We start from the raw sequence: 14,059 nt of genomic DNA on the forward strand, positions 1-14,059 counted from the left end.
CTTCAGCCAGCCTCAAAGGCCGGCCTCAGGCGTACGGCGGGGTCCTGGAGGCGTTGCCTGAGGTGCCTAGGCGTCGATGACGACGGGGATGACGACCGGGCGGCGGCGCCAGTGGCGGTAGGTCCAGTTGCCGACTGCGCGGCCGACCAGCTCCTCGAGCTGGTTGGCGTCGCCGATACCTTCCTTGGCGGCCCTGGCGAGGGTGTCCTCGATCACCGGGACGACCTCCTTGAAGGTGGTGTCGTCGTGGACGAAGCCGCGAGCCAGGAAGTCCGGCGGCTCGGCCAGCCTGCCGGTGTTCGCGTCCACGATCAGCACGACCGTGACGACACCCTCCTCGGCGAGCGCGCGACGATCCTTCAGATTCGCCTCGGTGACCCCGCCGACGGTCATCGCGTCGACGTACACGTAGCCGGCCTCGACCGCGCCGGCGATCCTCGCGCGGCCCCTGTCCAGATCGACCACCACGCCGTCCTCGGCGATGATCACCCGGTCGGCCGGTACGCCGGTGCTGGTGGCGAGCGCCGCGTTCGCCTTCAGGTGCCTGTACTCGCCGTGGATCGGCATCACGTTGCGGGGCTTGACCAGGTTGTAGCAGTAGACGAGCTCGCCCGCGCTGGCGTGACCGGAGACGTGCACCTTGGCGTTGCCCTTGTGCACGACGTTCGCGCCCCAGCGGATCAGGCCGTTGATCACCGCATAGATCGCGTTCTCGTTGCCCGGGATCAGTGAGCTGGCCATCAGGACAGTGTCGCCCTCACCGATACGGATCATGTGGTCGCGGTTGGCCATCCGGGACAGCGCGGCCATCGGCTCGCCCTGGGAACCGGTGCAGACCAGGGTGACCTTGCGGTCGGGGAGCTTCTCGAGTTCCTTCAGGTCGACGAGGAGGCCCTTCGGGATCTTCAGGTAACCGAGGTCGGCGGCGATGCCCATGTTGCGCACCATCGAGCGGCCCACGAACGCGACCTTGCGGCCGCCTGCTTTGGCGGCGTCGAGGACCTGCTGGATCCGGTGCACGTGGCTGGCGAAGCTGGACACGATGATCCGGCCGGGTGCGGTCCGGAAGACGGTGTCGATGGCCGGTCCGAGATCCTTCTCGGCGGTGGTGAATCCCGGCACCTCGGCGTTCGTCGAGTCCGTCATGAACAGGTCGACGCCCTCCTCACCGAGCTTGGCGAACGCGCGGAGGTCGGTCAGCCGGCGGTCCAGCGGGAACTGGTCCATCTTGAAGTCACCGGTGTGCAGGACGAGGCCGGCCTTGGTCCGGATCGCCACCGCCAGGCCGTCCGGGATCGAGTGGTTCACGGCCAGGAACTCGCAGTCGAACGGGCCGAGCTTGCGCCGGTCGCCTTCCTTGACCTCGATCGTCTCGGGCTTGAGGCGGTGTTCCTTCAGTTTGGCGGTGATGAACGCCAGGGTCAGCTTCGAACCGATCAGCGGGATGTCGCCGCGTTCCTTCAGCAGGTACGGGACGCCGCCGATGTGGTCCTCGTGACCGTGGGTCAAGACGATGCCGTCGATCTTGTCCAGCCGCTGCCGGATCCAGCTGAAGTCGGGCAGGATCACGTCGACGCCCGGCTGGTGCTCCTCGGGGAACAGCACGCCGCAGTCCACCACCAGCAGCCGGCCGCGGTGCTCGAAGACGGTCATGTTCCGGCCGATCTCACCGAGCCCGCCGAGCGCGACGATGCGAAGCGCGTTGTCCGGGAGTCGAGGCGGTTGTCCTAGATCGGGATGCGGATGGCTCATACCCCGGACGGTATCCGAATCGCGCACTTGTACTCCGCACCGACCGGTGTGAGCAGGACCTCAGCCCTGCCTGAGAGGCCTGCCGCGGGCGTCAGCCGTCGACTCCGACCAGGTCCACGCCGGCCGACTCCTGTGCGACCTCTTCGACGGATCGATCCGGCAGCGGCGGGGGAGTGCCACCCCAGGCCGGGCAGATCGCCTTGTGGTCGCACCAGTCGCACAACGGGCCCGGGCTCGGCCGCCAGTCGCCCGACTCCAAGGCCCGGGTGATCGCGCTCCAGAGCGCGGTGACCTTCCGCTCGCAGGCCCGCAGGTCCGCCTCGTCGGGGACATAGCGGACGATCTCGCCGTTGCCGAGGTAGACCAGTTGCAGCATCGCGGGGACCACGCCGCGCAACCGCCAGAGGACGAGCGCGTAGAACTTCATCTGGAACAGCGCCTTGGCCTCGAAGAACTCCGACGGCGACCGGCCGGTCTTGTAGTCGACCACCCGGATCTCCCCGGTCGGAGCCACGTCGAGGCGATCGACGTACCCGCGCAGGGTGAGCCCCGAGTCGAGCTCGGTCTCGACGTACAGCTCGCGCTCGGCGGGCTCGAGCGCGTTCGGATCCTCGAGCGTGAAGTACTTGCCGAGCAGTTGGTGGGCCTCGGCGAGCCACTTCGCCAGCTCCTCACCGTTCGCGTCCTCGGCGAACAACTCGGCGACCTCGGGCTCGGCCTCGAGCAGCTGCTGCCATTGCGGCTCGAGCATCTCGGCTGCGTGCTCCAAGGTGCGCTGCCCGGCCGGGAGATCGAAGAGGCGCTCGAGCACCCCGTGCACCACAGTGCCGCGGACAGCCGCCGCGGACGGCTTCTCGGGCAGCCGGTCGATCACGCGAAAGCGGTACTTGAGCGGGCAGCTCATGAAATCCGCCGCCCGGGACGGGGACAGTGCCCCGCGCGGGTGGCCGTGCACATCGACTGCTGCTGCAACGCTCATGCCGTCAGGCTAGGCGAGACCACCGACAGTCCGCGCGCACGCCGTACAGGGCCTGTGGACAAGCTGCGCGGATGCCCAGACCCGGACGGTGGGGTGGGGCAGACTCTGGACGGGCTCGAGGCTGACAGCAAACTGTCAGGAGACTTTCGGCAAACTATCGGCCCCGGTCGGCAATCTGGTGGAACGCGCAACCAACGGAGGAGACCGAGATGACACCGCACGAACACGACCTGGGGCTGATCTACGACCTGGGGACGCTTCGCCGGAGGAATGTGCTCCGTCTTCTGGCCGGCGCCGGACTGGCCGTGGCCGCCGGTTGCTCCGCCGACGAGACCACCGGCTCGAGCACCCCTTCGACCACCCCTTCGACGACCCCGTCGGCCACCACTTCGAGCAGCACCTCCAGTACGCCGAGCACGACGGCGTCGGCCGTGAACGTCGACGAGATCCCGCAGGAGACCGCCGGGCCGTTCCCGGGCGACGGGTCGAACGGGCCGAACGTGCTGACCGAGTCCGGCATCGTGCGGAAGGACATCACCAAGAGCTTCGGATCCGCCTCAGGTGTTGCCGCAGGCGTCCCGCTCACGGTTGAGCTCGCAGTACTGGATGCTGCCAAGGACACGGCGTTGCAGGGAGCGGCCGTCTACATCTGGCATTGCGACGCGCAGGGGCGGTATTCCCTGTACGACGGCGAGATCACCGGCGAGAACTACCTGCGCGGAGTACAGGCGGCTGATGCCAACGGCAAGGTCACCTTCACCACGGTCTTCCCCGCGGCGTACCAGGGCAGGTGGCCGCACATCCACTTCGAGGTGTACTCGTCACTGTCGGAGGCAACCGCGGCAGGCAAGATCAGCTCCACCTCGCAGCTGGCTCTCCCGGCCGAGGTCTGCAACACCGTCTACGCGACCAGCGGGTATGACGGCAGCTCGCAGAACATGTCCCGCACGTCCCTGCAGAACGACAACGTGTTCGGCGACGACGGCGGCGTCAAGCAGCTCGCGGCTGTCACCGGCAGCGTGCAGGACGGATACGTCGCCCGGCTCACGGTGGGCGTGTAGCACGGTGTTACCACTGGACCAGTAGCGTTACCCCGATGTCGGAGCCGCGCGATCCCCAGAGTCCCGCCCAGCCCGTCGGGCCACCGCCCGGCACCTGGGTGCTCGGCCGTGTCAAGGGGATCCGGCTGACCATGCGGGTCACCTGGCTGCCGGTGGCAGTCCTGCTGGCCATCGGGTTCTCCACCATCATCGGCCAGCAGTTCCCGGACCTCGGCGGCTGGCGCTACGTCGCGTCCTTCGCCTTCGTGGTCGCGTTCACGGTGTCGATCCTGATCCACGAGCTGGCGCACGCGCTGGTGGCGATGCGGTTCAAGATCCCGGTGACGGAGATCAACCTCGGTTTCTTCGCAGCCGGCACGCACATCGAGGGCGAACGAAAGACGCCGTTCGAGGAGTTCGCCGTCTCGGTGGTCGGCCCGCTCGCCTCGCTCCTCGTCGGAGCCGTCGCGTACCTCGGGTCGCGTGCTGCCGACGAGGGCGTCGCGTACGTCGCGCTGTTCGAGCTGGCCATCGCGAACCTGATCGTGGGCATCACCAACCTGCTGCCGGGCCTGCCGCTCGACGGTGGGTGGGTACTGCGGGCCTTCGTGTGGAAGCTGACCGGCAACATGCACACCGGCACGGTTGCGGCCGCCTGGGCCGGCCGGCTGATCGCGATCGCCGTACTGGCTGCTCCGGTGGTGCTGGAGGAAGTCTTCAACCGCCAGCCGACGATCATCGATTTCGTCATCGCACTGGCGGTCGGGTTCTTCCTCTGGATGGGCTCGACGGCGTCCTTGATGCAGGCCCGCCTCCGACGGAGACTCCCAGCCCTGCAAGTTCGCAACCTGGCCCGCCGCGCCATCGCAGTACACGCCGGTACGCCGGTATCGGAAGCGGTGCGGCTGGCTGGCGAACAGCGTGCCGGGGCGGTCGTGGTGATCGACGGCGAAGGCAAACCGCACGCTCTGGTCTCGGAGTCCGCGGTCAACGCGGTCGCCCCGAACCAGCGCCCGTGGACCACCGTCGGGGAGGTGGCCACCCGGATCGGGAGCGGGCACATCATCGGCGTCAACGACACCGGCGAAGAGATCCTCGCGACCCTCCGCAAGAACCCTGCCTCCGAGTACCTGGTCCTCGACCCGGAGGGGAAGGTCTACGGAGTGCTGACGAGCGCTGACGTGGAACAAGCCTTCCGCAATCGCTAGCCGGGTCGATCGGCTTCGAGGGTGGCGACCAGCTTCTGCATCGTCGCCAGCGCGGTTCGCAGCTCGTCGGCGCCTACCTTGGCCCCGATCCGCGCGGCCCAGGGATGCTGCTTGATGCTGATCCGGCGGATCGCCCAGTAGCCGGCTTCCGTGCACGCGAGCAGCTTTGCCCGCCGATGTGCGGGATTGGGCTGGTACTCCGCGAGATCACGGTCGACCAGCAGGTCGGCGATCCGCTGCACCCCTTGCCGGGTCATCCCCATCCGCCGCCCGATGTCGGCCACCGTGCGCGGCTGGTCCAGGACGCCCCCGAGCACCTGCCACCAGGCCGCGGTCAGCCCACCTTCGACCGCGAGGTCCTGGGCCGCCTCCATCAGCAGGGCGTTGAGCCGGAAGGTGGTGAGGATGACCTCGGTGAGTGCCTCGCCGTCCTCGGTCACTGGCGGTGGCTCGGGCCACTTCTCGCGAGGTGGTGGAACGACGGCATCGCGGACGTCCGGGTCGGCGGTCATGCGTGGGCGGCCAGCATGAGAACCGGGTAGCCGGTGAGGTCTTCCCGATCGAAGACCGCTTCGTAGGCCTCCAGCGTTTCACCGGAGGCCAGACCGAGGCGCCCCAAGGTCGCGCTCGCGAACTGCACCGGCGAAGACGGACCGGCCGTGATGAGGTCGCCGTCGACGACCGCACGCTCGTCGCCGTACAAGTCGCCGCCGGCATAACCGCTGGCCGCCAGGTATTCGGCGGCAGCGCTGGTGTGACGGCGCTTGTCGAGCAGACCGTCGCGAGCCAGCCCGAAGGTGGCGCCGCAGATGGCCGCCACGGGAACCCCGGCTTCCAGGAAGCGCCCGGCAGCCGCCGTGAACGCGTGCCCGCCGTCGGCGTCCCAGATGCCTGCGCCCGGCAGGATGAGGAGGTTGCTGGCAGCGGGGTCGAGGTCGGCCAGCAGCAGATCGGGCAGCACGCGCAGGCCGCCCATGCTGGTGACCGGCTCCAGCGACTCGGCGACCGCGACGACATCAACCGGCGTACCGGTGAACCGGCCCGTGCGCAGCTCGACGAGGAGATGGCCGATCTCCCAGTCGGCGTACGTGTCGTAGATCCCAACGTGTGCGGTGAGGTTCGCCATAGACAACACCTTGTCAAAGCGACAACACGTTGTCAATGGGCGCACGTATCGAGCCGGCCCCCTTGCTGACCTCGACTTTGGAGTTTCCGTACGCCGACGGCGCAGGGCGGGTAACCCACTCACGGGGCGCGTTACCCACTGACGCGGCGGGAGGGGTTGCCCCACCGACGTGGCGGGAGGGTTGCACCACCGACGTGGCGGGAGGGTTGCACCACCGACGTGGCGGGAGGGGTTACCCACCGACATGGCCGGGAGGGGTTACCCACCGACCTTGTGGGTTGCCCCCCGTTATTAACGGGGGGCAACCCACAAGGTCGGTGGGTAACCCTCAACTTGGGCCTCGCTTCCCACTCGCTGGGTTGAGGTCGACGGGCACGGCCGCCGCCTGGGATCCGAGTAACCGCCCGGCTCCACCAGAACAGGTGACCGCTCAGCCGAATGACTGAACTCGCCATCGCGCCGAGTGATGGACCTCAGCGCCCGAAGTCGGGCCGAACAACTCGCGCCGGAAGTCGGGCGAGCGACCTGCGCCCGAAGGCGGCCGAGCGAGTCGTGCCGGTAGTCGGGCGAGCGGCTCGCGTCTCGAGGGACCAGTTCGCCGTTGGCCGAGGCGCGACGGGGGAGGCGACGCTTCGGGTGGGTGGAGCGCCGACGGAGGAGGTGCGGGCGGGCGGAGTACGGGAGTGAAGTTAGGGTGAGCGCCTTATGTCTGATCTCCGCGACTTTCCTGATGCGTCCTTCTCCGGGGTCCACCACGGCCCGCTGCAAGCCGGGGAGTGGATCACCCTCACCGACCCCAAGGGCCGGCGGCACTCGGTGTTCCTGGAGCGCGGGAAGATCTTCCACACGACCAAGGGCGGGATCGCGCACGACGACCTGATCGACGGTCCCGACGCGGTGGTGATCCGGTCCAAGGGGAACGTGGAGTATCTCGCGTTGCGGCCGCTGATGGCGGACTACTCGGTCTCGATGCCTCGCGGCGCGGCCGTGATCTACCCGAAGGACACCGCGCAGATCGTCACGATGGCCGACATCTTCCCGGGTGCGAAGGTGGTCGAGGCCGGTGCCGGCTCGGGCGCGCTGACCACCGCGCTGTTGCGGGCCGTGGGCATTCATGGGGAGGTTGTGTCGTTCGAGCGACGGGAAGATTTCGCCGAGGTTGCGCGCAAGAACGTGACCGGGTTCTTCGGCGGCGAACACCCGGCCTGGCGGCTCGAGGTCGGTGACCTGGTGGAGTCGTTGGCCGAGACTGACGTGGACCGCGTCGTACTGGACATGCTGGCCCCCTGGGAGTGCGTTGACGCCGCCGCGAGTGCCCTGGTGCCGGGAGGGGTTTTCTGCGCGTACGTCGCCACCACGACCCAGTTGAGCAGGGTTGTGGAGACGCTGCGGGCGCACGGCGAGTTCACCGAGCCGCGGGCCTGGGAGTCGCTGGTGCGCGACTGGCACGTCGAGGGGTTGGCCGTCCGGCCGGGCCACCGGATGCAGGGTCACACTGCCTTCCTGGTCACCGCGCGGCGGATGGCGCCGGGCGTCAAGGCGCCCCGAAAGAAGCGCCGCCCGGCGCCCGGAGCCTATGGCGACGACTATTCGGGGCCCCGTCGCGCCGATACTCCAGCAGAAACCACAGAAGCAAGGGATTCATCCGCAACCGACACGTGATGGGATTCAGCTTGCCCGGTGAGGTTTTCTGGGTAAGGTCCATAGGGTCGAGCCCCACATGGTGAGGTGATGATCGTGGCTGGAGACGAGAGTCCTACCGCGGCAGAGCTGCGTAACCAGGTCCGTTACCTGGAGGCCGAGGTCGCAGCGTTGCGGCGTCGGTTGTTGGAGCACCCGGCTGATAGCCGGTCGCTCGAAGGCAGACTGTCCGAAACCCAGGCGTCCTTGGCGAGCGTGACCGCGCAGAACGAGCGGTTGGCGGAAACGCTTCGCGAGGCCCGAGAGAAGATCATCGCCCTGAAGGAGGAGGTCGACCGGCTGGCGCAACCGCCATCCGGTTTCGGTACCTTCCTGGGCCGCAACGACGACGACACGCTGGACGTGTTCACCGGGGGCCGCAAGCTCCGCGTCGCGGCGAGCCCCTCAGTCGACCTGGACGCGCTGAAGCTCGGCCAGGAACTGATGCTGAACGAGGCGTTGAACGTGGTCGAGGCCTGCGACTTCGAGGTCGTGGGTGACGTGGTGATGCTGAAGGAGCTGCTGGCCGACGGCGAGCGGGCACTGGTGATCGCGCAGGCGGACGAGGAACGTGTCGTCCGGCTCGCCTCCCCACTGCTCGACCAGCCGTTGCGGGCCGGCGACTCGCTGCTGCTGGAGCCCCGCTCCGGCTATGTCTACGAGAAGATCCCGAAGTCCGAGGTCGAGGAGCTGATCCTCGAAGAGGTGCCGGACATCGACTACACCCAGATCGGCGGCCTGGTCGGCCAGATCGAGCAGATCCGGGACGCGGTCGAGCTGCCGTACCTGCACAAGGAGCTGTTCCTCGAGCATGAGCTGAAGCCGCCGAAGGGTGTCCTGCTGTACGGCCCACCGGGTTGTGGCAAGACGCTGATCGCGAAGGCGGTGGCGAACTCGCTGGCCAAGAAGGTGGCCGAGAGGACCGGGGTGGAGGGGCAGAAGTCGTTCTTCCTCAACATCAAGGGCCCGGAGCTGCTGAACAAGTACGTCGGCGAGACCGAGCGGCATATCCGGCTGGTCTTCCAGCGGGCCCGGGAGAAGGCCTCCGAGGGCATGCCGGTGATCGTGTTCTTCGACGAGATGGACTCACTGTTCCGCACCCGCGGATCCGGTGTCTCCTCCGACGTCGAGAACACCATCGTGCCGCAGTTGCTGAGCGAGATCGACGGCGTCGAGGGCCTGGAGAACGTGATCGTCATCGGCGCCTCGAACCGTGAGGACATGATCGACCCGGCGATCCTGCGGCCGGGCCGGCTGGACGTGAAGATCAAGATCGAGCGGCCGGACGCCGAGGCCGCCCGCGACATCTTCTCCAAGTACCTGACCACCACGCTGCCGCTGCACGCCGACGACCTGAACGAGTTCCACGGCGACCGGGTCGAGTGCGTGAACGGGATGATCCAGCGCACGGTCGAGCGGATGTACACCGAGGCCGACGAGAACCGCTTCCTCGAGGTCACCTACGCCAACGGTGACAAGGAGGTCCTGTACTTCAAGGACTTCAACTCGGGCGCGATGATCCAGAACATCGTCGACCGGGCCAAGAAGATGGCGATCAAGGCCTTCCTGGACGACAAGCAGAAGGGTCTGCGGGTGCAGCACCTGCTGCAGGCGTGCGTCGACGAGTTCAAGGAGAACGAGGACCTGCCGAACACGACCAACCCGGACGACTGGGCCCGCATCTCCGGCAAGAAGGGCGAGCGGATCGTCTACATCCGGACGCTCATCTCCGGCAAGCAGGGTACCGAGCCCGGCCGCTCCATCGACACGGCCACGAACACAGGCCAGTACCTGTAACACCTGTCAGCAGCCGCCCTGGTTCCCATGAACCAGGGCGGCTGGTGCTGTGTCTGGGGGCTGTGTCTGGTGCCGGGGTCAGACCGGTGTGGTCCAGGTCGCCAGATCGAGCACATAGGTCTTCCGTTCCTTCCGAACCAACGGCAGGTCTGTTCGGGTGAAACCAGCCGCCATGGCCACCCGCTGGCTGGGAGGGTTGTCGACCGCGATCAGGAGACGAGCCTCGCTGAATCCCCGGTGCGCGCGAACGGCAGCAGCGCGCGCACGGCCCGAGCGGCCAACTGCTTCCCGCGGTACTGCGCGCCGACCGCGTACGCCAGCTCGCACGTGCCGGCGATGTCGGTCGGAACGATCAGCACCTCGCCCAGCGGCTCGTCACCGTCCTCGGTGATCGCGAACTGGAACACGCCGTCCGCGCGGCTCTTGTGGGCTCGCTGTACGTACGCCGTGGCCGCTTCCGCGTCGAAGGGGTGCGCCAGCGGTGTCCAGCGCTCCATCTCAGCGGTGTCGAACAAGGTCACCATGACCGGCACATCTGCCGCTCTCCACTCGCGGAGCAGCAGACCTTCCGCGGTGACCGTCACTGGCTTCGAGATGCTCAACGTCGTCCTTTCAGAGGAGTGCGGCTCCACCGGAGGCTGAGGGCGAAGGGCAGGACCTAGCTGAGGATGCGGGGGACGCGCAGAGTGTGCCAGAGCATCGCGTCACGGCCGAGGCTGTGCAAGGGGGATCGACCGGGGTTTCCCCTGATCCGGGCGAGCCGCTGCTGCCGTAGTTTTTCTCCTATGGCGACGGACGAGATTCGCAAGGACCTGCGCGCCGCGGTGGCCGCGCGCCAGGAGTTGGGGCCGGAGTACGAGCCCGAGATCATCGACGCGTTCCTCGAGAAACTCGACGCCCGCGCCGCCCAACGCACGACGGTGGAGCCGGTCCACCAGAGCACGGGGAACACGAGCAAGGAGAACGACCCGGGCGGTCTTGCCCTCGCCATCGTGTCCGTGGTGGCCGGCATCCCGATCACCGCGATCGCTGCGAACCAGGAAGGCACGATCGCGATCATCATCTGCTGGGGCGGCCTGGTCGGCGTCAACCTGGCTCGTACCATGTCCCGGTTCGTCAGCCGCAACTGACCTCCTCGCGCCCGGGAACCGTCCGGACGCAAGGACGGGCCACCTCGGCGGCATGGTCGGGATCAGGCGAGGGATCGGGTAAGCGCTCTACCAGGGCCCGGAACCGTTTCCCGGTCCGGAACAGGCTCCGGCACTCGTTGCCCGCCACAACCAGCAACCAGCCACGAGCGCTCGGCGCTGTGAGTGGGCCGGGTGGGTTGCGCTGGAACCGCCGCCAGGTGTCGAGGAGCGTCGCCTGGACGACGTCCTCGGCCGCGGCCCAGGAGGCGGTCCGGCGAAAGGCGAACGCGTGCACGTCGTCCGCGTACCGGTCGAACAGCGCCCCGAGTGCCTGTTGATCGCCGTGCCGTAGCCGGTCCCACAGCTCACCGTCGGTGTCCGGGGATCCGGTGGCCATCAGGCGCTCCGTCTCGTCGGTCAGGATGATCTTCACATCGGGGAGTGGCCGGCAGGCCGTCCGATGGTTGCATCAGAGCCGGGCCAAGATCCCCGAGAGACCGCTCTCCACGTCCTCAGGCAGGCCGAGCAGGAGGCCGCGGTGCACCCCGTACCAAGGGCCCAGGCAATGCCAGTCACGGGCCCGACGGCGCAGCTCCGGCGTCACGGCATAGGCCTCGGCGACTCCTTCGGCAACGGCCTCGGGGGCATCGTTGAGGAGCCAGCAGAGGTCGAGAGCAGGGTCGCCGATCTCGGCGTCGGTCCAGTCGATGACGCCGCTGATCCGCCCCTCCCTGACCAGCAGGTGCTCAGGTCCCAGGTCGGCGTGGATGAGAGCCGTCCGCACTCCGTTCACCCGGTCGAGCAGCTCCGCGGCCGCGGGTTGGGCCGCCTCTGGCAGCAGTGGAAGCACCTGATCCCGGGCCTCCTCAAGGAACGCGGCCTTCGCCGCCGCCGCAGTTGCCGCGTCCAGCCCGCCGTGCGCGACGGCCTCTGCGGGATCCACCTCATGGAGCGCTCTCAGGAACGACCCGAGCTCGCGGCCGAGCGCAGTACTGGCTTCTTCCAGTCGCTCGCCGACCAGCAGACGGTGGCGTACGCCGTACTCGGTGGGTTCGGGGATCGGGACGGGGACAGGGAGCTGCGGGGCAAGCCAGGGGAGCAGGCGGACTTCCGCGAGCAGGCGCGGGCGGACCTCGGGGCGGCGCGGTTCGCGGTGCAGCCACTCGCCGTCGAGCCAGGCGCGACTGTCCCAGCCGTTGTCGGTGATCGTCATACGAACGTGCGCACCAGCGGGCCGACGAGGGCGGTGGTGTCGGGCATGAACGGCCAGTCCGGATCGTTCAGCCGGGCGACCAGCTCGGCGGGGGACATCCAGGCACCCCAGTCGATCTCCTCCGGCTGATGCTGGATCGGGCCGTCCCAGACACACGCGTAGAGATAGGCGTGGTACGACGTGGACTCGTCCGCGTAGTCGCCCTCGGGCAGCCTCTCGAGCTCGACCCCGGTGATCCCGAGCTCCTCGGCCAGCTCGCGCACCACCGCGTCGTACGGGTCCTCGCCGGCCGCGACGACGCCACCGGCCATGAAGTCGTAGCGACCTGGGTACACGTCCTTCGTGGGGGTGCGGCGATGAACGTAGATGTCACCCGCGGAGTTCCGGACCAGTACGCCGGTCGCTCCGTGGCGCAGGTTTTCCCGGCGCATGACGGATCTCGGCGCCGTCCCGCAGACCCGGCCCTGGGTGTCGAACAACGCCACGAGCTCGTCCATCCGGGAAGTGTCACATGTAACCCTGTGGACAGTTCAACGGAATTAGTCGGCCTGACCGCGTAGGCTCATTCGCATGAGTGTTCGGCGGATCATGGGGACCGAGACCGAGTTCGGGATCTCGGTGCCGGGCCAGCCCGGGGCGAACCCGATGCTGACCTCGAGCCAGGTGGTGAACGGCTACGCGCAGACGCAGCCGCTCGCGCGCAAGACGCGGTGGGACTTCGACGAGGAGCACCCGCTGCGGGACGCGCGCGGCTTCGACCTGAGCCGGGAGGTGGCGGACTCCAGCCAGCTCACCGACGAGGAGACCGGGCTGGCGAACGTCATCCTCACCAACGGCGCCCGGTTGTACGTCGACCACGCCCACCCCGAGTACTCCGCGCCAGAGTGCACCAATCCACGCGACGTGGTGGTCTGGGACAAGGCCGGCGAGCTGGTGATCATGGAGGGTGCGCGGCAGGCCCGGCAGATCCCCGGCGCGCCCCCGCTGAACCTCTACAAGAACAACACCGACAACAAGGGCGCGTCGTACGGCTCGCACGAGAACTATCTGATGCGCCGGTCCACCCCGTTCGCGTCGATCGTGCGGCACCTGACCCCGTTCTTCGTCAGCCGCCAGGTGGTCACCGGCGCAGGCCGCGTCGGGATCGGCCAGGACGGCAGCGCGCACGGCTTCCAGATCAGCCAGCGGTCCGACTACTTCGAGGTCGAGGTCGGGCTGGAGACGACGCTGAAGCGGCCGATCATCAACACCCGCGACGAGCCGCACGCGAACCCGGACCGGTATCGCCGGCTGCACGTGATCATCGGCGATGCGAACCTGTCCGAGATCTCGATCTACCTGAAGGTCGGTACGACGTCGCTGGTGCTGGCGATGATCGAGGACGGCTGGCTGACCGAGGACCTGAGCGTCGACCGGCCGGTCACCGCGCTGCACGAGGTCAGCCACGACCCCTCCTGCACGCATCTGATGACGCTGAAGGACGGCCGCAAGATCACTGCCGTCCAGCTGCAGACGGAGTATCTCGAGCAGGCCCGCAAGTACGTCGAGGACAAGTACGGCGACGACGCGGACCGGCAGACCAAGGACATCCTGAGCCGCTGGGAGCAGGTGCTCGACCAGCTCGCCACGGATCCGATGAAGCTGGCCGACCAGCTCGACTGGGTCGCGAAGCTGAAGCTGCTGCAGTCGTACCGCGATCGCGACGGGCTCGGCTGGGACGACTCCAAGCTGCACCTGGTCGACCTGCAGTATGCCGACCTCCGCCCGGACAAGGGGCTCTACTACAAACTCGTCAAGGCCGGCCGGATGCAACGCCTGGTCAGCGACGAGGAGATCCGGATGGCCGTCTCGCACCCGCCGACGGACACCCGGGCGTACTTCCGCGGCCGCTGCATGCAGCAGTACGCCGGTCAGGTCGCCGCCGCCTCCTGGGACTCGGTGATCTTCGATCTGCCCGGCAAGGAATCCCTCCAGCGGATCCCGACGCTGGACCCGCTGCGCGGTACGAAAGCGCATGTCGGGGCCCTTCTTGACCAGTGCGACACCGCGAGTGACCTGGTTCGCACCATCACTGGGGGCGGCGCCGGGTAGGGTCGCCGTATAGGTGTCACAGCGAAGGCCGGTTGGGCGGCCT

Annotated in this window: 14 protein-coding genes; 6 read left to right on the forward strand and 8 right to left on the reverse strand. The window is 68.0% G+C overall.

All coding sequences use genetic code 11. The annotated features are described in order from the left end of the window. Positions 1-66: 66 nt before the first annotated feature. Together ABD210_RS20990 and ABD210_RS20995 are read right to left on the reverse strand one after the other, a co-directional pair. The gene (locus ABD210_RS20990) at positions 67-1,752 is read right to left on the reverse strand and encodes a ribonuclease J (protein ID WP_344113536.1); all 1,686 of its coding nucleotides are present in this window, start codon (positions 1,750-1,752) and stop codon (positions 67-69) included. A gap of 91 nt (positions 1,753-1,843) precedes the next feature. Further along, positions 1,844-2,731 (reverse strand): RecB family exonuclease, encoded by an 888-nt coding sequence (locus ABD210_RS20995; protein WP_344113538.1) that lies wholly within the window; start codon positions 2,729-2,731, stop codon positions 1,844-1,846. A gap of 209 nt (positions 2,732-2,940) precedes the next feature. Between ABD210_RS20995 and ABD210_RS21000 the strand changes: the two genes are divergently transcribed. Both ABD210_RS21000 and ABD210_RS21005 read left to right on the forward strand, forming a co-directional pair. Further along, positions 2,941-3,792, forward strand: coding sequence for an intradiol ring-cleavage dioxygenase (locus ABD210_RS21000; RefSeq protein WP_344113539.1), 852 nt, complete (start codon positions 2,941-2,943; stop codon positions 3,790-3,792). 35 nt (positions 3,793-3,827) lie between these two features. After that, positions 3,828-4,979, forward strand: a complete 1,152-nt coding sequence (locus ABD210_RS21005; protein ID WP_344113541.1) for a site-2 protease family protein — start codon at positions 3,828-3,830, stop codon at positions 4,977-4,979. Here the strand turns inward: ABD210_RS21005 and ABD210_RS21010 are convergent. Both ABD210_RS21010 and ABD210_RS21015 read right to left on the reverse strand, forming a co-directional pair. Continuing rightward, positions 4,976-5,491, reverse strand: coding sequence for a MarR family winged helix-turn-helix transcriptional regulator (locus tag ABD210_RS21010; RefSeq protein WP_344113542.1), 516 nt, complete (start codon positions 5,489-5,491; stop codon positions 4,976-4,978). The genes ABD210_RS21005 and ABD210_RS21010 overlap by 4 nt on opposite strands. Further along, on the reverse strand, positions 5,488-6,105 hold the full coding sequence (locus ABD210_RS21015) for a DJ-1/PfpI family protein (RefSeq protein ID WP_344113543.1): 618 nt from the start codon (positions 6,103-6,105) through the stop codon (positions 5,488-5,490). Before ABD210_RS21015 ends, ABD210_RS21010 begins: the two co-directional genes overlap by 4 nt. Positions 6,106-6,810: 705 nt before the next feature. Here ABD210_RS21015 and ABD210_RS21020 point away from each other — a divergent pair. Continuing rightward, positions 6,811-7,767 (forward strand): tRNA (adenine-N1)-methyltransferase, encoded by a 957-nt coding sequence (locus ABD210_RS21020; protein ID WP_344113545.1) that lies wholly within the window; start codon positions 6,811-6,813, stop codon positions 7,765-7,767. 69 nt (positions 7,768-7,836) lie between these two features. Continuing rightward, on the forward strand, positions 7,837-9,582 hold the full coding sequence (arc, locus tag ABD210_RS21025) for a proteasome ATPase (protein ID WP_344113546.1): 1,746 nt from the start codon (positions 7,837-7,839) through the stop codon (positions 9,580-9,582). Between the two features lie 209 nt (positions 9,583-9,791). Here the strand turns inward: arc and ABD210_RS21030 are convergent, their stop codons facing one another. After that, positions 9,792-10,184, reverse strand: a complete 393-nt coding sequence (locus tag ABD210_RS21030; RefSeq protein WP_344113548.1) for a GNAT family N-acetyltransferase — start codon at positions 10,182-10,184, stop codon at positions 9,792-9,794. Between the two features lie 183 nt (positions 10,185-10,367). On the opposite strand from ABD210_RS21030, the gene ABD210_RS21035 reads away from it, so the two are divergent. Beyond that, positions 10,368-10,712: a hypothetical protein gene (locus tag ABD210_RS21035; RefSeq protein WP_344113550.1), complete on the forward strand. Its 345-nt coding sequence runs from the start codon at positions 10,368-10,370 to the stop codon at positions 10,710-10,712. On the opposite strand, the gene ABD210_RS21040 is transcribed toward ABD210_RS21035, so the two are convergent. Genes ABD210_RS21040 through ABD210_RS21050 form a run of 3 tightly spaced genes read right to left on the reverse strand, consistent with a single transcriptional unit; the run spans position 10,699 to position 12,422 of the window. Beyond that, a complete protein-coding gene (locus tag ABD210_RS21040; protein WP_344113552.1) occupies positions 10,699-11,145 on the reverse strand; it encodes an RNA polymerase sigma factor in 447 nt (148 codons plus the stop codon). The two genes, ABD210_RS21035 and ABD210_RS21040, sit on opposite strands and share 14 nt — an antisense overlap. A gap of 36 nt (positions 11,146-11,181) precedes the next feature. Next, positions 11,182-11,925 (reverse strand): phosphotransferase, encoded by a 744-nt coding sequence (locus tag ABD210_RS21045; RefSeq protein WP_344113553.1) that lies wholly within the window; start codon positions 11,923-11,925, stop codon positions 11,182-11,184. Next, positions 11,922-12,422, reverse strand: coding sequence for an NUDIX hydrolase (locus ABD210_RS21050; RefSeq protein ID WP_344113555.1), 501 nt, complete (start codon positions 12,420-12,422; stop codon positions 11,922-11,924). The genes ABD210_RS21045 and ABD210_RS21050 overlap by 4 nt, the downstream gene beginning before the upstream one ends. A 73-nt stretch (positions 12,423-12,495) precedes the next feature. Between ABD210_RS21050 and dop the strand changes: the two genes are divergently transcribed. Beyond that, positions 12,496-14,016 carry a depupylase/deamidase Dop gene (gene dop / locus ABD210_RS21055; protein WP_344113557.1) on the forward strand — a complete coding sequence of 507 codons (1,521 nt, stop codon included), beginning with the start codon at positions 12,496-12,498 and terminating at the stop codon, positions 14,014-14,016. The last annotated feature ends 43 nt before the right edge of the window (positions 14,017-14,059 follow it).

The organism is Kribbella alba, from assembly GCF_039529635.1.
In the GTDB taxonomy this organism is placed as follows: domain Bacteria; phylum Actinomycetota; class Actinomycetes; order Propionibacteriales; family Kribbellaceae; genus Kribbella; species Kribbella alba.